General features: G+C 42.7%; 19 protein-coding genes, 1 tRNA gene and 1 other annotated feature. Of the genes, 6 read left to right on the top strand and 14 right to left on the bottom strand.

What is annotated here, in order from left to right; genetic code table 11:
* Positions 1-40 precede the first annotated feature (40 nt).
* The 7 genes from rplJ to rplS all read right to left on the bottom strand — a co-directional run bounded on the left by rplJ (position 41) and on the right by rplS (position 3,757).
* Positions 41-592 (bottom strand): 50S ribosomal protein L10, encoded by a 552-nt coding sequence (gene rplJ, locus BV375_RS34535; protein WP_086769032.1) that lies wholly within the window; start codon positions 590-592, stop codon positions 41-43.
* 62 nt (positions 593-654) lie between these two features.
* Positions 655-823 (bottom strand) — a sequence feature (ribosomal protein L10 leader region).
* 48 nt (positions 824-871) lie between these two features.
* Positions 872-1,588: a 50S ribosomal protein L1 gene (gene rplA / locus BV375_RS34530; RefSeq protein ID WP_086768989.1), complete on the bottom strand. Its 717-nt coding sequence runs from the start codon at positions 1,586-1,588 to the stop codon at positions 872-874.
* Between the two features lie 109 nt (positions 1,589-1,697).
* Entirely contained in the window at positions 1,698-2,123 is a 426-nt protein-coding gene (gene rplK, locus BV375_RS34525; RefSeq protein ID WP_015128148.1) for a 50S ribosomal protein L11, read from the bottom strand.
* A 6-nt stretch (positions 2,124-2,129) separates the two neighbouring features.
* Entirely contained in the window at positions 2,130-2,762 is a 633-nt protein-coding gene (nusG, locus tag BV375_RS34520; protein ID WP_086688505.1) for a transcription termination/antitermination protein NusG, read from the bottom strand.
* Positions 2,762-2,983, bottom strand: coding sequence for a preprotein translocase subunit SecE (secE, locus tag BV375_RS34515; protein ID WP_086768987.1), 222 nt, complete (start codon positions 2,981-2,983; stop codon positions 2,762-2,764). The genes nusG and secE overlap by 1 nt, the downstream gene beginning before the upstream one ends.
* A 188-nt stretch (positions 2,984-3,171) precedes the next feature.
* Positions 3,172-3,244, bottom strand: a tRNA-Trp gene (locus BV375_RS34510).
* Between the two features lie 150 nt (positions 3,245-3,394).
* Positions 3,395-3,757: a 50S ribosomal protein L19 gene (gene rplS, locus BV375_RS34505; RefSeq protein WP_086769030.1), complete on the bottom strand. Its 363-nt coding sequence runs from the start codon at positions 3,755-3,757 to the stop codon at positions 3,395-3,397.
* A 416-nt stretch (positions 3,758-4,173) separates the two neighbouring features.
* Here rplS and BV375_RS34500 point away from each other — a divergent pair, with 416 nt between their 5' ends.
* A complete protein-coding gene (locus BV375_RS34500; RefSeq protein ID WP_086768985.1) occupies positions 4,174-5,163 on the top strand; it encodes a glycosyltransferase family 2 protein in 990 nt (329 codons plus the stop codon).
* A 21-nt stretch (positions 5,164-5,184) separates the two neighbouring features.
* Here BV375_RS34500 and BV375_RS34495 read toward each other — a convergent pair whose 3' ends face one another.
* Positions 5,185-8,442, bottom strand: a complete 3,258-nt coding sequence (locus BV375_RS34495; protein ID WP_086768983.1) for an efflux RND transporter permease subunit — start codon at positions 8,440-8,442, stop codon at positions 5,185-5,187.
* Positions 8,443-8,481: 39 nt separating this feature from the next.
* Positions 8,482-9,906 carry an efflux RND transporter periplasmic adaptor subunit gene (locus BV375_RS34490; RefSeq protein ID WP_086768981.1) on the bottom strand — a complete coding sequence of 475 codons (1,425 nt, stop codon included), beginning with the start codon at positions 9,904-9,906 and terminating at the stop codon, positions 8,482-8,484.
* 516 nt (positions 9,907-10,422) lie between these two features.
* Here BV375_RS34490 and BV375_RS34485 point away from each other — a divergent pair.
* Positions 10,423-10,965 (top strand): phycobiliprotein lyase, encoded by a 543-nt coding sequence (locus BV375_RS34485; protein ID WP_086768979.1) that lies wholly within the window; start codon positions 10,423-10,425, stop codon positions 10,963-10,965.
* Between the two features lie 433 nt (positions 10,966-11,398).
* Entirely contained in the window at positions 11,399-11,707 is a 309-nt protein-coding gene (locus BV375_RS34480) for an RNA-binding protein (protein WP_086688497.1), read from the top strand.
* A 243-nt stretch (positions 11,708-11,950) separates the two neighbouring features.
* Here the strand turns inward: BV375_RS34480 and BV375_RS34475 are convergent, their stop codons facing one another.
* Together BV375_RS34475 and BV375_RS34470 are read right to left on the bottom strand one after the other, a co-directional pair.
* Complete coding sequence (locus BV375_RS34475; protein ID WP_086769028.1) at positions 11,951-13,663, bottom strand: diflavin flavoprotein; 1,713 nt, start codon at positions 13,661-13,663, stop codon at positions 11,951-11,953.
* 107 nt (positions 13,664-13,770) lie between these two features.
* Positions 13,771-15,495 carry a diflavin flavoprotein gene (locus tag BV375_RS34470; RefSeq protein ID WP_086768977.1) on the bottom strand — a complete coding sequence of 575 codons (1,725 nt, stop codon included), beginning with the start codon at positions 15,493-15,495 and terminating at the stop codon, positions 13,771-13,773.
* Positions 15,496-15,605: 110 nt separating this feature from the next.
* On the opposite strand from BV375_RS34470, the gene BV375_RS34465 reads away from it, so the two are divergent.
* The 3 genes from BV375_RS34465 to BV375_RS34455 are packed head-to-tail and all read left to right on the top strand — an operon-like array spanning position 15,606 to position 17,724.
* Entirely contained in the window at positions 15,606-16,430 is an 825-nt protein-coding gene (locus tag BV375_RS34465) for a pantothenate kinase (protein WP_086768975.1), read from the top strand.
* A 47-nt stretch (positions 16,431-16,477) separates the two neighbouring features.
* Positions 16,478-17,155: a TrkA family potassium uptake protein gene (locus tag BV375_RS34460; protein WP_086768973.1), complete on the top strand. Its 678-nt coding sequence runs from the start codon at positions 16,478-16,480 to the stop codon at positions 17,153-17,155.
* Positions 17,156-17,160: 5 nt separating this feature from the next.
* The gene (locus BV375_RS34455; protein ID WP_086768971.1) at positions 17,161-17,724 is read left to right on the top strand and encodes a DUF3124 domain-containing protein; all 564 of its coding nucleotides are present in this window, start codon (positions 17,161-17,163) and stop codon (positions 17,722-17,724) included.
* A gap of 53 nt (positions 17,725-17,777) precedes the next feature.
* Here BV375_RS34455 and BV375_RS34450 read toward each other — a convergent pair whose 3' ends face one another.
* The 3 genes from BV375_RS34450 to BV375_RS34440 form a co-directional block, all read right to left on the bottom strand.
* Entirely contained in the window at positions 17,778-19,331 is a 1,554-nt protein-coding gene (locus BV375_RS34450; RefSeq protein WP_086768969.1) for a Na+/H+ antiporter, read from the bottom strand.
* Between the two features lie 102 nt (positions 19,332-19,433).
* Positions 19,434-20,261, bottom strand: a complete 828-nt coding sequence (locus BV375_RS34445; RefSeq protein ID WP_086768967.1) for an alpha/beta hydrolase — start codon at positions 20,259-20,261, stop codon at positions 19,434-19,436.
* 236 nt (positions 20,262-20,497) lie between these two features.
* Positions 20,498-20,992: an NUDIX hydrolase gene (locus tag BV375_RS34440; RefSeq protein WP_086768965.1), complete on the bottom strand. Its 495-nt coding sequence runs from the start codon at positions 20,990-20,992 to the stop codon at positions 20,498-20,500.
* Positions 20,993-21,663 lie beyond the last annotated feature (671 nt).

Raw genomic sequence — 21,663 nt, 5'->3', positions numbered from 1 at the left:
TCATTTAAGACTTTTGACTATGGATTAAAAACTGCGAAGTCTATTCGCCAGTACTTTCAGCACTATCGCCTTTTTCTGCTTCAGCCACCGCCTGCAAAGCACGCGCCAGTGAACCAGGAACTTCGTTGATACCCACCGCAATCTTGGTAGCCAAAGCGTTGATAGCTCCAGCAATTTGACCCATGAGTTGTTCTTTAGATGGCAAGTCTCCTAGAGCTTTGACATCGGGTTCTTTGAGGAGGCGACCTTCCATGACGCCGCCGCGAAGTTCTGTCTTCTTGGTGACTTTTTGGAAATCTTGGTATGCCTTAATTGCAGAAGAGAAATCATCTTTAACTAGTAAAAAGGCAGAAGACCCCTTCAGCAATTCTGACAGTGGTTGCCATTGTTCTTGATCCTGAATGGCAATTCCCATCAAGGTGTTCTTTGTCACCTTACAAACAGTGCCACTGGGACGTAACCGCCGCCGTAAGTCGCTGATTTCAGCAACTGTTAGCCCCTGATAATCAATTACCAGTGCCAGAGTTGACTCACTCAAAGTTTCTTTGAGATCGGATACTATCTCTTGTTTATTTTCTAGCGTTCTACCCATGTTTATTTCACCTCCTAGGGCAAAATCATCGATTTTCCCTACTTGTGCGTTTTGTTCTGACCAACCCAAACAATAAACCCCAGTTTTTTAGACCGGGGTTTAGTAGCAAGACTCTTGCTGCCACAGCAATCACTCCATTACGGGTGGTGCTTTAGGCAATTTAGAGCTTTAACCTCGGCAGGATATTAAGCTATTAGCTCCTGCTGTCTCCGGCTTTGTCTATTTAATTTTGTCTTTTGCTGCTACAAATGACTATTGGCAAATGGCTAATAACTGAGATTAGGCGGCTTCGGTCAGTTTTAAATCCCGTAGGGCGCTGATATCGACTTTAATTGAGGGTCCCATAGTGGCAGACACATACACTGTGCGCCAATAACGACCTTTGGCTCCTGAAGGACGATTACGGTCAATTGTCTCTTGCAACGCCTTCAGGTTGACTAACAAATCTTCTGGCGAGAAGGTTGCCTTACCAAACATAACATGGACAATGCCTGTCCGGTCAGCTCGGAATTCTAATTTACCAGCTTTAAATTCTGCGATCGCACTTGCTATGTCAAATGTGACTGTCCCACCTTTGGGTGATGGCATCAAACCCCTAGGACCAAGCAATTTACCCAGCTTTGCCACTTGTGGCATCACATCTGGTGTAGCGATTAGCTTGTCAAAGTCCATTCTACCTTTTTGGATTTCGTCAATTAGCTCTTCTGAACCAACGACATCCGCACCAGCATTACTTGCTTCGTTGACCTTTTCACCTCTAGCAATTACTGCCACGCGTACCACTTGTCCTGTACCTTTAGGCAGTGCTACCGTTGTCCGCAATTGTTGGTCTGTATACTTGGGGTCAATTCCCAGCCGGATATGCGCTTCAGCGGCTTCGGGGAATTTGGCTGTTGCTGTTTCCTTAAGGAGGTTTAGCGCCTCTAAAGGTGTATAATCTCTATCTTCTACTTTTTCTTGCAATGCCTGCAAGCGGCGTGATATTTTTTTTGCCATTTTTATCTCCTGGGGTAATTCCGAAGCTTTGCCTCTCCCCCGATAAATTTTTGTCCCTTGTCACTTGTCATTTGTCATTTGTATTTTTGCTTTTACTAATGACTCTTGACTAATCTGCTATGGTTACGCCCATATTCTTAGCAGTACCTTCCACAATTTTCATCGCCGCCTCTATGTCATTGGCGTTGAGATCGGGTAGTTTAGTTTGAGCTATCTCTTGTAATTGCGCTCTAGTAATTTTCCCAACTTTCTTTTTGTTGGGTTCATTGGAGCCGCGCTCAATTTTCGCCGCCTTGCGAATCAATACTGATGCGGGTGGGGTCTTGAGTACAAATGTAAAACTCCGGTCTTCAAACACCGAAATTTCTACAGGAATTACCATTCCAGCTTGGTCTGCTGTTTTGGCGTTGTACTCTTTGCAGAACATCATGATGTTAACGCCATGTTGACCCAAAGCAGGACCAACTGGCGGTGCTGGGTTGGCTTTTCCAGCATTCAGGGCCAGTTTAATGACCGCTACTACTTTCTTTGCCATTTTTATTTAGCTCTGTTTCTCTACCTGATTAAATTCCAACTCTACTGGTGTATCTCGCCCAAAAATCGACAGCAAGGCTTTGAGCTTACTCCGTTCTGGAGACACTTCAATTACCTCACCTTCAAAGTCTTTAAACGGACCAGAAAGCACGACTATCTTATCACCAGTAGCCATGTCAATTTTGACTACTGGTTCTTGTTCGCTAGTCTGTTTGAATATACGTTCAACTTCTGAAGGACCCAGGGGTACTGGCTTGACGTGACCGCGACCTTTACCGCTACCACGTTTTTGCTCTGCTCCCACAAAATTAATTACATGAGAGGTGTTGCGTACTACCTGCCACGTATCGTCATTCAGGATCATTCGCACCAGCACATAACCAGGAAAAACCTTTTCCTCTGTATGCTGACGACTGCCGTCTTTACGAATCTTCACCGCTGGCGTATGCGGAATTTCTACTTGGATAATTTTGTCAGACACATCAAAGGTTTGGATGCGCTGCTCCAAGTTTGTCTTAACGCGCTTTTCACAGCCTGAGGCTACTTGCACCGCATACCACCGTGCTTCTTTAAGCGCTGCTTCTGCGGCTTCCTCTGACTGCAACGTTGAGTCGCGTGGTTCTTCTGTTGCAAAAGTCATCAGAACACCTGTTTTGCTGCCCAGCCAAACAATCCATCAACCAAATAAATCAAAGATGCAGAGAGTGTCACCATTAACAAAACAGCTGCTGATTCACTCACCAGTTGTTTGCGACTGGGCCAAACAACTTTTTCAAGTTCTTCTTTGGTTCCTTGAAAAAAGTTATTTAAAGTTGACCCACTTGTGTTTTCTGGGATTTCCGCTTCATTTTTTTTGGCCACAGCCGTTTATCTCCCCGTTTTCTCGACAGCTAGATGCTGCTAATTTTGATTCAGGTTTACAGCTTGACTCAATCCCAACTTAAATCTGGAAGCAAAAAACCTGCAAAATAATTATACCCGAAATCATCACTAATAACTGCTAATCTAGCAGCTGTGTTGTATTTCGGGCTTTGTTTTTTGCTTTCGAGCGCGCCCTGGAGGACTTGAACCCCCGACATCAGGTTTTGGAGACCTGCGTTCTACCAACTGAACTAAGAGCGCACAAGCTGTTTTGGATTCAGTGATTGCGCTGAACTTATTTTTAGTCTAACGCAATTCCGAATCTTATCTTACCTTAATTTTGTTTAGAGGACAAGTCAGCGGCAGATGCCGCTTTTTGTTTAACACTTCTCCCATACTTGTAATCGCAAATTACAAAGCGCGATCGAAGCGTTGCTTGATCCGGGTGGCTTTACCTACACGCTGGCGCAGATAGTACAGTTTAGCACGCCGTACCTTACCACGACGCAAGACTTTAATGCTGTCAATCCGAGGTGAATGCAGCAGAAATACCCGCTCGACACCAACGCCTTGAAATACGCGACGGACTGTAATTGTTTCGTTGATACCACCATTGCGTTTGGCAATCACTACACCTTCGTAGGGTTGGACGCGGTATTTATCACCTTCTTTAATTTTCACGCCGACTTTCACTGTGTCGCCCACATAAATTTCGGGGAGATTCGATTTTAGTTGTTCCGCTTCAATGGAGCGGATGATCTCTTGAGCGTTCATTGTCTGCTTTAAAAAACTCACGATCATCAATCATAAATCTATTCCTGCCTGACAGTCCAGTTATTTAAAATTGATGATTTTCCTGATCCGAAGGCATAGTAAGAGAAAAAATGTTACATAAAAGTGTGAAAAATTTTCTATAAAAAGTGAACTATAAACCTGAGAATTTGTGTTTTCTAGTCTCTCTTTGCCGTAAAAGCAGTCTATTACGGTGTTATAAATGGTGTAATTGGTAACATTTAACTGAGGTTCTCAGTAGATAATCCATTCTCCAGATTGAATTTATTAAATTTTTGCCATTTGTCTTTGGTCATTAGTATCCTTCTGTTTTCACCAGTCCACTGCAAAATTACACCCTGTTTAGGAATGTCATCGGCTGAATTTTTCCAACGTAAGCCTTCATCGGTTTCAATCTTATGAAATTTAGTGTCGTCATCACCACTTACAATCGCTTAAACTTATTGCGACGCGCAATTAATTCAGTTCTTAACCAAACGATTCCCTGTGAAGTCGTGGTTGCTGATGACTGTTCATCTGATGAAACTGAAACTTATATCAAAAGCTTAGGTAACTCCGTTGTTTACCATCGCAACCAGGTGAATAAAGGTCATGCTGCTACGGTAAATGCAGGAGTTGAAAAAGCTAGCGGTGAGTGGATTAAGTTTTTGGATGATGACGACTACCTAGGTCCTAATTGTCTAGAAGAGATGGCAAAGGCGATCGCACTTCATCCTAGTGCTGTTATGTGCTCTTGTATTGCGGCTCAGGTAGACAGTAATGAAGCAGAACTCAGCCGTACCACACAATTTGGGCCAGGGTTAGCTTTTTATATTCCCCAAGTCGATATTCATTACGGTATGCTCTTAGAGCTTGTACCTTTTGGTACACCTGTACAAGTAGCGTGCTACCGTGAGACTTTCTTGCAAACTGGTGGTTGGGATTCCCAGCTTGATGCTAACTGTGATGACATTGATTCTTGGATTCGCATTGCCCAGTATGGCGATGCTATCTTCTTGAATCAACGCCTTGCTTACCGCACAATTTGGCCCGGTGCTTACAATCAAAAGTTTTCTCTTCTTAAACGGTTAGAGACAAATATTTTGATGAAGGAGAAGATTTACGCTTTAGTCGATCAAAAGCACCGATCGCATCTGCCCAAGCTTGAGAATACTAAGAATTATGTCAGACTCCATTGGTCTTTGGTGGCATTGAAGCAAGGACAGCTAAAGTTATTTCTCACTATGGTATATCCAGCGATTTTTTCTCCTGTTGCTTGGTGGCTGTTACTAGTTGCTGTCTTATCACGCCGTTTAAATCGCCCTAATGCTCGTCTCCAAAAATTTGTGTTGATTAATCATGATTTGCCATTAGATGTGGTTACAGAAGTTTGGGATAGTGGCACATAATCTCATTATGGATTTGCGGATTTAGGAAAAGTCTTTCTTCCATAAACGCAGTCGCGTAAAAATCGGCTTTGCCCAACGCCATCCCAAAAGATCGTGCAGCAGAATATAAAAACAAGGGATGATAAATAGTGTCAGCATTGTAGCGATCGCCATCCCAAAGAAAACTACAATTCCTAAGGGTTGCAAAAACTCCGAACCTTCGCCAATGCCTAATGCCAAGGGAAAAAGTCCCAAAATAGTAGTGACTGTAGTCATCATAATCGGGCGTAGACGCTGAGGAGCAGCTTTCAGGATGGCAATTTGGCGAGTACAACCAACTTCATCCCGAATTTGGTTTGCCAGTTCTACCATCAGAATTCCTGCGTTCACGACAATTCCCACCAGTAGCACCACACCGACGATGACAGTTGCGCCTATTGCCGTTTGGGTGATGTAAAGTCCAAAAATTCCTCCAGCTAAAGCCAGCGGTACAGTGAACATAATTACCAACGGGTCAATCAGCGAATTATATTGCACCGCCATCACTACGAAAATTAAGAACGTCGCTAACGCCCCCAAAGTTTTTAGAGCATTCTGAAGCTGCTGATTAGTGGCTTCGGCAGAACTAGGCACAATTGAAACGCCTTCAGGTAAATCTACACTCTTGAGTACCTGATTGACTTCTGCTATGGCTTCACCTAAGCTAGCTCCCTCGCTCAGGTTACCTGCAACAATAAAAGCTTGGCGCTGATTAATTCGCTGCACCTCGCCAGGCGCTTGACCTTCTTCGATGCGAGCAACATCTGAAAGCCGAACTAGTTGATTGTTTTCCGTAAAGAGTGGTAGTTGTTCTAGCTGAGAGGGACGCTGAATAGCTTCTTTATTCAGTTGCACCCGCACATCAACTAAACGGTTACCGCGTTGAATTTGTGTAGGTACTGAACCTTCAATTGCTGTCTGAATTGTGTCACCAATTTGTTGAGCAGTCAGCCCCAAAGCCGAAACTCTTTCCCAGTCTGGGCGAATTTGAATTTCCGGTTGCCTAGCATCGGCATCTGGTCGGAATGTGGCTAATTTTGCCTTTTCCTGCAAAGCTTGCAGTACTTCGGCTCCTGCTTGCGTTAAGCTTTCTTCATTATCACCTTGGAGAACAACGTCAATTTCTGACCCTTGTGCTGGAGAATTACTCAAGATTAAACCCCGCACCTGACCAGGATTGAGGCGCAACAGAATTCCTGCTAAGTTGAGTTTGTTAAATTCCTGAGTTACTTTTTTGACAAAGGCTTCAACATCTGTGCCTGGCTTTAGATTGATTGTGCTACTGGCACGTAAAGGATTCTCTGTAGTATTACTGCCAAACAGATTACCCCCGACAGTTGTGAAAGCATACTCGGTTTCTGGTTGTTTCAGCAAAATGTCATCGACAATTTGCATGACTTTCTCAGAAGTGGCTAAAGGTGTACCGGGAGGAAACTGCGCTCTTAAGTTGGCTTGTCCAGTACTAATCCGGGGTAAGATTTCTTGGGGAATTTGACCAAACATAAACAAACTGCTGCCGCCTAAAATTACCAAAGCAGCAATGACTACAAAGAACCGATAACGTACAACCTTAGTTAAGAAGTTACCGTATCCCCGCGTAGCATCTTCAAACCGATGATTAAACTGTCTCAGCAGCCAAAATTCGCTGATCCGACTAGACCAACGAATTCCCAGAAGTCGGGAAGTCAGCATTGGCACTACTGTGATCGCGACCACAAGGGAAGCTGCTACGGCAAAGCTAATTGTCAGAATCAGTTCATTAAATAGCAGAGCGATAAAACCACCAACTAACAGAAATGGCGCTACAGAAACTAAGTTGGCAGCAGTAGCCGCAACTAAAGCAGATTCTACTTCTTGAGAAGAAGCGATCGCACTTTCAATAAAGTATTTTGAATTATCCTGCTCCCCTTGCTCCCCCTGCTTCTCTCTCTCCCCCCGCTCTCTTTGATTGGGAGTCATGCCTGTTTTTTCGGAAATGTTTTCCAAAATCACAACCGATGTATCAATTGCTTGACCAATTCCCAATGTCAGTCCTGCCAAACTGAAGACATTCAAAGTCAAGCCAAAGATTTTCATCAATGCGATCGCGGCCAGAGTACACAGCGGAATTGTCAAACTGATAATTAATGTTTGCCTTAACGATCCCAAAAATAACAATACTGCTGCTGCTGCTAACAATGCCCCAGAAATTGCCGAAAAGATGACATCATTTAAAGAATTACGGATGAAGCGAGATTCATCTGTAGTGGGATTCAATGTCATGTCGGCAGGAATTGTACCCGATTGCCGTAATTGTTCAATTCGCTGCTTGACAGCTTCTACAACTGTAATTGTATTAGCATCAGGCTGCTTTTGAATTGACACTTTAACAGCAGGCTGACGGTTGAGATAGACAAATACTCGTTGGTCTTCTGTGTCATCAATTACCTCAGCAAAGTCTCGCAGATAAACACGGCGGGAAGGCGCAGGGGTAGTTGTAGTAGAAGGAGAGGAAGAAACTTCTAAAGAGAGATTTTCAATTTCTCTAGCATCTCGAAAGCGTCCTACAGTCCGAGTTAATGGCTCAGAATTCTGCCCTAAAATTCGACCACCAGAAGTATCTTGGTTACGGGCTGTTAATTCATCTAGTACATCATTTAACCCCACACCCAAAGCTTGTAATCGGTTTAAATCAACAAGCACTCGTACTTCTTCTTCAGCACCGCCTGAAACATCGACTGAGGCGACTCCTGGCACCACACCAAGTTCACGCGCTAAATCTTCATCGGCGAATACACGTAAATCTTTACCTTGTAGGGAAGAGGATGTCAGTGCCAATTCATAAATCGGCAATTGGGAGGGATCGACTTTAAATAAGCGCGGTTCTTCTATCGTATCAGGCAGTTGTCCTCGCCCTCGGTTAAAAGCAGCAGTAGCATCGTTGAGGGCTTGGTCAATATCGCCCCCTGGTTGAAAGTATAAATCGAGGCTAACTTGCCCTTCACGGGTGCGGGAAAACACTTGCACCACATTTTCAGTGGCTGATAAAGCTTCTTCTAGGGGTCTGGTGATTTCATCTACTGCTACTTCTGGGGAAATACCAGGTGCTTCTAGCCGGACACCAATTCGGGGATAGGTAATTGCTGGTAGAAGATCGACTTGGATAGTTGAGAGAAAGAACACCCCTACAACAATCACTGCCAGGGTGAGCATGAGTGTACCAATGTGTTGGCGAATAGCGATCGCACTAACACTAAATCCACTATTATTTGCCTGCTGCATCGTTTCTAATTCAAAATTCAAAATTTAAAAACACAATTTCTAATTGCCCCTAGGGACTGAATCTGTTTTTTCTGAAAGAATTGAAAGGCTTACAGCAGCCCCATCTTTTAGCGGTTTACCACTGCGAACAACATAGCGCTCTCCTGGTTGCAAGCCAGATAAAATTTCGACTTTGCCATCAGCCCTTTTCCCCAGAGTGACAGAACGGGCTGTTACCTTTGCTTTACCTTCTACGTCTGTAACTACGAATAAAGTTCCATTTTGGTTATTTGACTCATTTTTATCTACGGGAGCTAGGGAAGACGCTTTGTTCCTTGCTTCCTTGTGAAGAGCTGTTTGCGGCACCACTACTCGCTGTGCTGTCTGAGTTGCAAAATTTACTCGTGCTAGCAGTCCGCTACCAATTTTGCCGTCACTGTTGGGAATTACTACCTCTACAGGTATCAAGCGAGCTGTGGCATCAGCAGCTGGAGAAATGCGCGCCACTCTACCAATTAATTCTTTATTAGGAAAGGCATCTAAACGGACTTGTACAGATTGCCCAATCTGAATTTGTGCCAATTCTAATTCCGAAACTTGCACTACAACCTTGACTCGATTGAAGTCGGCAATTTTTAAGACTTCACCGCCTGCTTGGAGCAAATTGCCTGGTTCTGTTACCTTTTCGGTGACGACACCAGTGATAGGAGATGTCAACCGGGTGTAAGATCTACGTTCTTTGGCTTGGGCAACTACTGCTTGTTGGGCAACTACTCTACCTTGAGCAGCAGCGACGGCTTGCTGTTCTGTACGCACTTGTTCAGTAGCGGCCCGTAGGGCTTGGGCGGCTGTTTGCGCTTGAGTGCGGGCTTGTTGGGCAGTTTGTTCGGCGATCGCACCTTGTTTGACTAGCTGCTGCTGGCGTTGTGAGTCTGCTTGCGCTTGCAGCAATTCTAAGCGCGCTCTTTCCACTTGGGCACGGGCATTACTTACCTGATTTGTTGCCCTTGCTACTTCCGATTTTAGGGAGGCTAATTCGGCTTCTGCTTGCTTTAAGTCGGTTAACAGCAAGACATCATCTAATTGTCCAATGTTTTGCCCTTGTTTAACTCGATCTCCAACATCTAGATTCAACGCTAACAGCCTGGCTTCTACTTGCGATCGCAGGGACACTGTGCGGAATGGTGTGGTATTACCTGTATACTCTGGTGGTTTTTCCAGGATCTCAGTACGGGCGATCGCAACATCTACAGGTGTTGCACTTCCCCCCTGTCTAGCCGATCTGGGCCCTTGAGTTTCTGCTTCCGCAGATTCTTTCTCTAATGAGCCACAACCAGCTGTCATTAATCCCATGCTTAGGAAACAAGCAATCAATAAAGTAGACTGCGATCCAAGGCCACGGGAGGACTTCCGTCGATTTTCTATATTACCTATGTCATGTAACTGAGAGTTAATTATCTGAGATGCAGTTATGGTATTTGGCATTTTCAGCAGTTTGTGCGGCTAATGTCCGTCCAAAATCATTGATTTACTCCTTATAAAACGGCTTCGGGTTAAAACAGCCGTCTAGTAACGAGTGTTTTTGATAGCTTTGTTTAATAAGTCTAAGTTTTCTCTCAGAATTGTTCGAGTATAAAAAGTCATGTTTTTCTAAAACTGAAGCAGAAAAGCTCGCAACACCGTAATGCTGAAGCCGATGCTGATACTTTTGTCTTCAGTCAATTGTAAAGATTAGTATACGTATTTTCAGCTTTTCTAAACTCTGCCTCAAGGTATAAGCAAGATCAGAATGACAACAGTAGTTTTCTCATTTTTAGCTTCTCTCCTCAGACAGAATCCACTTGCCATTTGAATGCTTAGGATTGTAGCCAAACTATCAGTAAATATTCTCTTATCTAGTTTAGATTAAGAATAGTAAAGAAATTTGGTATTGGGGACAAAGGTAATGTATTGGGTCTCAACACCTAACTATATATTGATTGTGCGTGAGGAAGGCAAGCAGTGACATCACCTCTAAAAGTTGCAAAAACCGCTGAAGAATACCTGATTGCAGAATTTTTTCTAGAATCCGTGGGTAAGTGGCGATCGGAACGGCGCTATTACACTTTGTCATCTGGGACTACTAAAGAAATGGTGAGTGCGATCGCCGTCCGGTTTTTAGAACAGGGATGCAAAGAATTACAAAAGCTGGCTCAGTTGCACGACTTACCAGATTCAGTAAGTTTGGTATGTGGTACTGAAGTGATCTGGGAAAGTACAGATTCAATCACAGGAAAGAAAGAATCTCAAGGTTCCACCCTATTTGGTGCTTTAGGAAACATTTTGTATCGCGATCGCGGTTTTGCCACATCTAAACCAGTTACCGCCGAATATTATTTTCCCAATCCTAAAACACTGTGTTTGCGAACAGAATACAATGGCTCAGTCTTTGAAGAAGAGTTAAAGCTGATTGGTAGCAAATACCGTACTCGCCAGACTATTATCTCGCGTGCTGGTGAACAGTTGATGATTGGTCAGTATTTAGAGAAGAGATTAGAGAGTTAGCCTTTCAGGTAGGTGAGGCGAAGATTTGCAAGGGAAGGGAGATAGAGGGACAAGCAAATTCAAAAATCAAAAATCAAAATTCACAATTATGACTTTTGTCTCTTGTTTATTGCCTATTAACCCTTGTATGGGAGGGTTGAACTCACATATCTCATTGCCAACTGAAATATTTCACAAAACCCGACCCTACTCACCCTTGCCCATTACTTCTTGACAATCTATGATTCTAGCGATTTCACTTTATTTATGACTAGCTAATTAAAACTTTTTTAAATTCTCCTCTTCCATAGTGAGTTAGGGTATTATTATGAAAGATGAGAATTAATTCGGTGATAGTGTTTTTTGTTAGTATTGATGGGCTTTTTCCTTTTAGTATTTGCAGACTCTCTCCGAAATCTAAATCTCTACACTCTGATGATTTTGGAGACATTGTATGTCAGTTTATGTAGGTAACCTTTCTTACCAAGTTACAGAAGAGGCATTGACCGCTGTTTTTGCAGAATATGGTTCTGTAAAGCGTGTGCAAATCCCTACCGACCGTGAAACAGGCCGTGTACGCGGCTTTGCTTTTGTGGAAATGGGTACAGACACAGAAGAAACAGCTGCCATTGAAGCTCTTGATGGTGCTGAGTGGATGGGACGTGACCTGAAAGTCAATAAAGCCAAGCCCAAGGAAGATAGAGGTTCCTTTGGTGGTGGTAACCGTGGTGGCTACGGCGGTGGTAACCGCAATCGCTACTAAGTTACAGGTTTTATAAAAAAGGTTAGGGGCTGTTTGTAATTACATCAGACCCATCAACTAATTAAATTTGTAAAAGCTCAAGCATCGGTGCTTGAGCTTTTTTAATCTAAAAACTCTCACATCTAAGTTCAAGGTTGAGGAAGGCAGAGGGCAGAAGGTTCTATTCAGCTATAGGTCTGAATCCTATGGCTGAATCGGAACTTCAAGCGCAGAACTCGAAACTTTGAGCTTGGAACTCAATACTTAATAATGAGTCCCCGACTTGCGATGATGTACGGCTGTGACACCATCTTGATTTAGCACTTTGCCATTCTCGACAGTCGCATAAACCAGCCAATGATCGCCAGATTCCAGGCGATTTTTTACGGAACACTCCAAATATGCCAATGCATCATTGAGAATGGGAGAACCGTTTTCGGCTTCTTGAGTGGCGACATCCGCAAATCGGTCTTGGGCTGGGCCAAAGGGCTTGAGAAAGTGTTTCATCAAACCTAAGTGATTGCCTTCTTTGAGGATATTCAGGACAAATTTATTTCCTGTGTGCGTCAAAGTTTCCACTGCACGGTCTTTGGCGACGGCTATGGTTAAACCAGGCGGACTAAAGCTAGCTTGCGCCACCCAAGAGGCTAACATCGCACTGGATATTTCGCCTTGCTTGGCTGTAACAACGCATAGGGAACCGACAATCCGACCGACAGCTTGCTCTACAGTTGTAGCCGGAACACTTTGCGATCGCACTTTTTTGGCTTTCTTTAGTGTTTGGGCAAAGTCAGTTCCAGCTTCTTCGCACAGTTGCAAGGTAACATCGTTGGGTTTAAATTTAACGCGGATGGTGTCAAAGCCAAAACGATAGCCAGCGTCTTTGAGTTTTCCTTCAATTAAATCAACAGCCTCACCACTCCAGCCAAAGGAACCAAATACGCCTGCGAGTTGATTGTTAGTAGCGGTGGACAACACAATTCCCAAGGCTGTTTGTACAGGTGTAGGTGCATGACCACCAAGAGTAGGTGAACCGATGACAAAGCCACTAGATTTTTCTACAGCAGTACGGATATCTTCTGGATCGGTAAATTCACAATTAATGGATTCTACAGCGACACCAGCTTTAGTAATGCCACGAGCGATCGCTTGGGCTAAAGTGGCTGTATTTCCATAAGCTGAAGCATAAATCAACGCTACTTTTAAGTCGGCAGATGTCTGCTGTTGACTCCATTCCCGATAAGCTTTGGTCAGTTCGATGAGGGCATAACGCACCAAAGGCCCGTGTCCAGTGGCGTACAATCTTACGGGTAAATCGGCAAGTTTATCTAAGGCTGTTTCTACTTGCCGCGCATGGGGTGCCATTAAGCAATCAAAATAATAGCGTCGGTCTTCGTTAATTATTTCCCAGCCTTCATCAAAAACCTGATCGCCACAAATATGTGCCCCAAAAAATTTATCTGAGTAGAGAATTTCTGTTTGTGGGTCATAAGTGCAGAGTAAATCGGCATAGCGGGGATTGGGAGTGGGAATAAATTGCAAATTATGACCCTTACCTAAATCGAGGGTTTCTTCTCCCCGCATCACGATAATTGATAAATCCGGGTTTTCTAGTGCCCCACGTAAATTGATCGCCCCAGGATTAGAAGAAACAAAGGTAATTTGTGGTGCAACTTCTAGCAAAGCTTTTAAAGTAGCGGCGCGGTTGGGATTGACATGACCCAAAATTATATAATCAATGGCTTTGACATCAAATCTTTGCTGCAATGCATCCAGGTAGATTTGGGTAAAAGTTTCCCCTGGCGGATCGATCAGGGCGATTTTATCCCCTTGAATCACATAAGAATTAGCAGTAGTTCCCTTGGCCAAAGCGTATTCAATTTCAAATCTTAACCTTGACCAACTGCGCGATCGCAGTACTGTTGTATCCGTAGCGATGGGGAGTATTTGAACGTCGCGGGGTTTGGTTGTTGACATGGCGATTTGGGGAATTGGGCATTGAGCATGGGGCATGGGGTATGGAGCATGGGGCATTGGGCAAGAGTTTTCCTAATGCCTAATCCCTGTTCCCTGTTCCCTAGTCCTTAATAGTGATTACCAACTTTACGGTGATGCACAGCAGTCAAGGCATCTGGTTTAGAAACTCGTCCAGCATAGACGGTGCTGTAGACTGCCCAGTGATCGCCACAATCCATCCGGCTGACGACTTCGCACTCAATGTAGGCCAAAGCATCGGTGAGGATAGGTGCGCCGTTTTCAGCTGGCTGAGTTTTCACGCCTTCAAAGCGATCGGCACCAGGGGCGAATCGCTTCAAAAAGTGCTTCATCAGTGTTTGATAGTTACCTTCTTCCAAGACGTTGAGGACAAAGCGATCGCCTACTTGCATCAGTGATTCAATTGCCCGATCTTTGGCTACTGCAATCGAGAATCCAAGAGGTTTAAAGCTTGCTTGAGCCACCCAAGAAGCTAACATCGCACTGGAGACATCGCCTTTTTTGGCAGTGATGATATAGAGTCCGCCGCTAAGTCTACCTAGGGCTTTATCCAAATCAGCACCCAAAGATTTCATCGCTTTGATGCTGCGATCGCGTGTTACCCATTGCCCTAAGTCAGTTCCCGCTTCTTCACACTGCTTGTAGGTGTTTTCTGTGGGGGTTTGTTTAATCCGAATGGCCGGGAAAACTGTTGTTAGACCCAAATTCCGAAATTTACTTAATAAAGGATCTATTGGTTCGTCATCGCCACCACCAGTTTCAAATATGCCGATGGCTTGTTTTTCTTTAGCAGATCCTAAAACAGTGCTGAGTGCTGCTTGGGTACTAGCAGAACTAGAAACTGGAGGCATACCCACAACCAATCCAGCACAACGGCCTACCAATTCCCGCAGTTCTTGTAAATCAACTCCCGAACTCAAGTCTACCCATTCTACAGCCACCTCGGTTTTGCTAATACCGTTGGCAATTGCTTGTGCAAGGCGATCGCTATAACCGTATTCGGAAACGTAAAATATTCCTACTGTTGTTTCTGCTTTAGTTTGTGTTTGACTCCAACTGCGGTAACGTCCGGTCAGTTCTTCAACATTGTGAGCTAATAGCGGCCCGTGACCAGTGGCAATCATACCAATATGTGGTAGTTCTCCCATACGCTTAAGGGCAGACATTACTGACCGCGCATTCGGCCCCATTAAGCATTCATAGTAATATTTAAAATCTGGTTCAATAGCTTTTAAATCGTCATCAAAAGTAATTTCGGTGCAATAGTGCATCCCGAAAGCGTCGCAGGTGTAGAGGATTTGGGTTTTGTGGTCAAAGCTGAAGATGGTATCAGGCCAGTGAAGATTTGGGGCGATGACGAATTCAAATTCGTGACCGTTACCTAAATCTAAGCGATCGCCATTTTTCACAATCCGACGCTTAAACGGCTGATGTACCAAATCTTCTAAAAATTGAATCGCCACTTTCGAGGCGACAACAGTAATTTCCGGAGCCATTTGCAGCAAATCTTTAATTAAGCCGCTGTGGTCTGGCTCGGTGTGGCTGACTATTAAATAATCAATCTCTGTAGGATTGATTAACCCTGTGAGCGTGTCAAAATACAACTGGCGAAACTTTTCGTGGGAAGTATCAACTAGGGCAGTCTGCTCACCGCGAATTAGAAATGAGTTATAGGTTGTACCGTTTTGCAGACCAAATTCAATATCGAAGCGATCGCGATCCCAATCCAAAGAGCGAATTGCTGTAGTATCTTGAGCAATCTCCACAGTTTGTATGGTGAGCCGTTTTTCAACTTTTTCGGTGAGCGCTACCATAACTCCCTTCCTTGACAAAATGAGTATATTTTCCTCTGACTTTATTGTTACACGTGTTGAATGTTAATTTTTATTAAAAAGCCTATAGATAGCTTAAGAAAGTTAAAAGAGTGGAACCACAGAGGCACAAAGTACACAGAGAAAATATTTGGCTAGCCTTGGAGATTGGCAATTCCCGGCTACATTGGGCGTTGTTTATAGACGCAAAGCTTGACTGTACCTGGGACAGTGACTATTTACCTGAGTCAGTCATACAACAGTTAGCACAATGTCAAACACTGGATAATTTACCATTAGAAGTTTTCCCTACATCCCTGTGTCACCGCCTCTCCCCGTCCCGGCGTCCTCTCCCCCTCGTCATCGCTTCTGTAGTTCCCCGCCAAACAGTCATTTGGCAAACTTACCCCAATGTTAAAGTAATTACTTTAGACCAAATACCGCTTAAAGGTATCTACCCAACTTTAGGAATTGACCGCGCCTTAGCGTTATGGGGTGCTGGTAAAACTTGGGGATTTCCTATGCTGGTGATTGATGCGGGAACTGCACTGACTTTTACGGCGGCGGATGCTGACCAATGTCTAGTTGGGGGTGCAATTTTACCAGGATTAGGTTTGCAATTTGCCACTCTTGGTCAACAAACAGGACAATTACCTTTAATAGAGACGCAATTGATTTCATTCCTACCACCACGCTTCGCTGTAAATACAACAGAAGCCATTCAAAGCGGAGTGATTTATACGCTACTTGCAGGAATCAAAGATTTTATTGAGGCGTGGTGGCAATTATATCCTGAGGCTCATGTTGCGATTAAAGGAGGCGATCGCACAATTCTATTAAACTATTTGCAAGAATTATATCCTGCGATCGCATCACATTTGACTCTAGAACCCAATCTGAGTTTTTGGGGCATGGAAAAAATAGTAAGAGTCGCATAAAAGCCGCCTTTGGTAAAGTAAGAGTCGAACAGTAACAAAAAGTAGCCATGTACGTGCTAATTGGTGGATCTGGTTTGGTGGGACTAAGCTTGGCACAGAAATTGGTAGAACTAGGACATACCGTAGCTGTGATTGATATTGATCCTAATGCTTGTCGCTACGCACGCGAACAAGTAGGAGCAATGGCTTTTGAAGGTAGCGCTGTTAGTACAGGCGTGTTATTAGAAGCAGGAATTCGGAAAGCCGACGCTTTGGCAGCTATGCTGCGAAGTGATGCTTTGAACTTGGCAATGGTAACTCTCGCCAAACATTATGGTGTTCCCCACATTGTGACTCGGATGCGTCATGCCGATTTCGCTGAACCTTTTCGATTAGCTGGAGCCAATCATATTATCGGCACAGTTGAACTAGCGGTTTCCACAATGGTAAATGCGATCGAATATCCGCAAGTCGAATCAATGATGCATTTTGAACAAGGTCAAATTGAGGTTTTAAAACTTTCGATTCCTAACAATTGCTATGTTGTTGGTCGTAGCATTGCCGAAGTTGCGCAAGATTCACGCTTTCCTAGCGGTTCTTTAATTATTGGCTATCAACCTCATCCCCACGAGGATTTAAATATTCCTAATGGGAGTACAGTATTAGAACCAGGTTCAACAGTATTAGTTGTCACCAAACCAGGTTCATTGCATCAAATGATTGATTTTATTGAAGGCTGTAAATAAATTTAATGAAGCACTACTTACGTTTTTATTTAGTAATTGCTTTAAGTTTTTTGGTGGCTTGTACATCATTAAAGAATCCACCAAAGCCACAATCCCAAACTACCCAGCCACAATCATCTCAACAAGTAGTGACTCTCGATAAAAACTTTCAAATAGCAATGGGACAAACTATTTATGTACCTGTCTATTCTCATATCTATCATAACGATGAGCGCAAGATTTTAGATTTAGCAGCTACCCTAAGTATTCGGAATACAGATTTAGCTAATCCTATAATCATTACTGCTGTGCGTTACTATGATTCAAATGGTAAATTAATAAAGCAATATTTAGAACGTCCTATTCAACTTAATGCTTTAGCTTCTACAGATTTTTTTGTTAATAGAACAGATACCAGTGGAGGTTCAGGAGCAAATTTTATTGTAGAATGGGTATCCCAAAAAGTCATTTCTGAGCCTATAGTAGAAGCAGTAATGATTGCAACTGAATTCCAACAAGGAGTTTCTTTTGTTAGCCCCGGTAAAGTAATCAAAACTCAAAAAAACTCCGCAAGCACATCTTCAAAATAGCAAGGTAAATTTTGTGTTCTTTGTGTCTCTGTGATTTTTTATTTTATGACTGATTAATCATCTTCTAACTTCAACAATTGCTCATCAATTTTTCTCAGCCGTTCATACACAATCTCTTCTGAAAGAATGCGCTGACGTATTGCCTCATTTAGTGCTGCTTTCTCCGCTAGTAGCAATCGACGACGAATAGCATCAAGCTTACTGGGTTCACCACTTTTGGTTTCCAACTCATCCGAACGGCGATTATATAATTCTCGTAGTGCCTTTTCTGCACCTGCTACCTGCACTTGGTAAGCAGAACGCATCTCTTCATATACAGCTTTTGGTAACACCCCTGTTTTCAATAGGGTATCTAATTCATCCTGTGCTGCTTTAGCGGTGATTAATTGGGCTTGTAATTCTTCAACCTGCTGACGAGTTGCTGATACCTGAGACAATTGCAACCGCTTCACCAACCAAGGTAAACTTACTCCTTGCCCAACTAAAGACAGCAATACTGTGCCAAATACTATGGCAATTAGTTGTTCTCGTCCTGTTACTGTTGTAGGGATACTCAACGCCAACGCCATCGAAAGAGAACCTTTAATATTGCCGAAAAACAGAACGTGTTGCCAGCGCCAAGGAATTGGACGGTCAAACCAACGTACTATAGCTAAAAGTGGATAGATAGAAACTATGCGTGCTATCTGATAAGCTGCGATCGCTAGCAGTACAGCAGGTAAGGTTTTCCATAGAGTTGTTAGGTCAACTTCTATACCAATAAGCAGAAAAATAAAGCTATTCACCCCAAAAGCAATAGATTCCCAAAAGCTAAGTAATGTCAATCGTGTAGAAGCCGATACTTTCCCTGACAGTCCTACTGCGCCGACAATTAACCCAGCAACAACCACAGCCACTACACCAGAGACGCTAAAAGAATGTCCAAGTTGAAAAGCGCCTAAAGCCACAGCTACTGTGAGCAAAATACTACTAAGTGGTTCATCAGCACGTACAAATAAGCCCGTACTCAAATACCCTACAGCTAACCCTACTAAAGTTCCCCCAATAATCACCACAAATAATTCTTGCAGTCCGGCGAGAATTGAGAGTGAACCAGCTGCATGAACTTTTAAAATCAAACTAAATAAAACTAGCGCCACTCCATCGTTAAATAAGCTTTCTCCCTCAACAATAGTTGAAAGACGAGAAGGGACGTGTACCTCCTTAAATACAGCAATCACAGAAACAGTATCAGTAATTGCCAAAATCACCCCAGCTAGCAGTGCTGCTGTCCAATTTAGTCCCAGTCCCCATTTCAAGATTGCGGCTGTGACACCAGAAGAGATGATAATTCCCGGTCCAGCTAATAAAGCAATTGGTTTAACCGTGGTACGGAGACGGCTAATATCTGTATTAATAGCTGCCTCAAACACCAAAATTGGCAGAAATAAATTTAAAATCAAGGAATCATTGAGACCAATGCGCTGTGGTAAGAGTTCTGTAACTGCTAAACCTGCTAAAACTAAACCCGCAACATAGGAAACTCGTAGCCAGCGCGACAGTAGAGCGACAACGGTGGCTACGAGTAGGAGAATAATTGAAACAGTGACTAATTCAGCAACATTCACTTTGAAATGGGGAGGAAATGGCTGGAAGTACTAAAGAAGAATACCACTTCCTTGTGCACTTGTATTTAGTTTTATAAAGCCGTGATTCTCTGGCTGAAAAATCTACATAACCCAGGAACATCGTTCTTTGATATATTCCTGAATATCTTCAGTTACAACTCCAACACAAGATTCTAGAAGATCGTTTTCAGCATGAGAAATGATTTTTAACTCGACTTTAGGAATTAGTTGAGCATAAGTTTGACTTTTGGTTAGAGCATCTGGTGTATCTTTACCACCTTGTAAAATTAAAGCTGGGACTTCTATCAGGTGTAATCGGTTTTGTAGTAATTCTGCCTCCAATTCTGGCTGTTGCCTTTGGAACAATAACTGGCAGGCTGTAGGATATTGCAACATCAACTTACGTGGCTGCAAATATTGTTGAATTTTTGAGTGCAAGCCTAGAATTTTCGTTAAGGGACGAAGCAGTTGAAAAACTTTAAATATCAACGGAGAATATTTCACTAATCGCTGCATCTTTTGCCATTGCTTTTCTTGTCCTGCTATCTTTACACCCTCTGGTGAGAGCAACACTAAACCATCAACTTGCTCTGGATACTTTAAAGCATAGCTAGCCGCAATCCAACCACCAAGAGAATGCCCTACTAAATATACTTTTTCTAGCTTCAAAGCTCGCAAAAACTCAGCTAGACACTCTACTTGTAAATCAATTGAGTAATGGATATTAGGATTTTCGGATTCACCAAATCCTAATAAATCTGGTGCAAAGCAATGGAAATTACAAGACAAAGAATCTATCACCGATACCCATTGACTACTATCGTTCCAAGCACCATGTAACAAAATTACCGGAGTTCCTTTACCAGCTTCGCGCCAGAATAATAGCCCTTGCGAGAGTTTTCTCCGAGAGTTATGAAATAGCGTATCCATCTGAATTATAAGAGTTATAGCAATTCTCACTTGGTGATGTACATAAATTCTGGCATGAGGAAATAAAGAGCAAACAACCGTTGTCTATTGCCCGTTACCCTAAGACCAAAATTTGTATTACACTCAACTGCAAACCGCTTTAAGTTTTAGCATAGTTAGTCAATAGTTAATAGTCATTATTTATGGAAAACCGAATTTGGACACAGGACTAATGACTAATGACAAACAAAATATTGTTATGCCACTTTTGTCAAGCCATTTAAATAGTCTTGCAACTGCTGAGAGTGATCGTGAGACATGGGTTCTAGAGGTAGGGAGTTTGGAGAGAAAGCTTGAATATCTATGACTTCCAATGGATCGTAAATCTCCATTGTTCCTTGTACTTCTGCTTCCACAGCAATACAAATTGAATGAATTCTGGGATCGCGGTTTGGGGAAGAATAAACCCCGACTAAACGCCGGATTTGCACCAACTGCAATCCAGTTTCTTCCTGTAACTCTCGGCGGACTGTAGTAGGAATATCTTCCCCCCAGTCCACCATACCTCCAGGCAATGACCAGCGACCATTGTCGCTGCGCCGAATCAGCACAATCCGGCCATCAGGTAAAATCGGGATGATGCTGGTGCCAGTAATGGGATGACGAAATATTATACCCAATACCGTTTGTCCAAAGCGCCATAAGCTACGTGTGGACTTTACAGCGATCGTGAAAAAAGCAAGAACGTTCAATCTGCAAATGTTTGTGTTGTATTCTATAATTCCTTACCACTTAACATAGATGTCTAAATACTAATGTATTGAGTTATTAATTATACAACTATGTTGGTAGTTTGGATTTTTATTCTAACACTTCATTAGAATATCTCAATCTTAACATCAACGCTAATTTATTAGCGTATATCTTTATACAAATAAAACTGATAAATGAGTTTTTTAAATTTTACTTAGTATGTATGTACATTATAGCAATTTGAGAGTTGAGATCTTGAGCAGCAGGCTTTTAAAAAAATCTAATACAATACTAACTATTGCAAAATACTACTTGTACTAAAGAACGAGAGCAATTTCAAAAGCGATTTAGAAAATATACGGTTTAATCTCTTAAAACAAAATTTTGCATAAAACCTATTGATTATTGAGCAATTAACATTAAATATTTAGCAAAAATGCAAAATTAGATTTTGCAATATCTCATATATCATAAGGTTTTCCAAGCTTAACCAAAGTTATAGTTTGAGAAATATATCCGAAATTACAGATATTTTACTACCTAAGTCAGATTAGAGTCCAAAAAACATTATTGATTATTTAAAATAACAGATAAAAACCCATTGACAACGATGAATGATTGTGTTGACTCATGACTTAGTTATTGAGAAAATTGTTTTTTGGTCAAAGAT

It is taken from the genome of Nostoc sp. 106C (genome assembly GCF_002154725.1).
Classification (GTDB): Bacteria; Cyanobacteriota; Cyanobacteriia; order Cyanobacteriales; family Nostocaceae; genus Aulosira.
The sequence above is the reverse complement of the archived record's forward strand: the minus strand, read 5'-3'. Positions and strand labels throughout refer to the sequence as shown.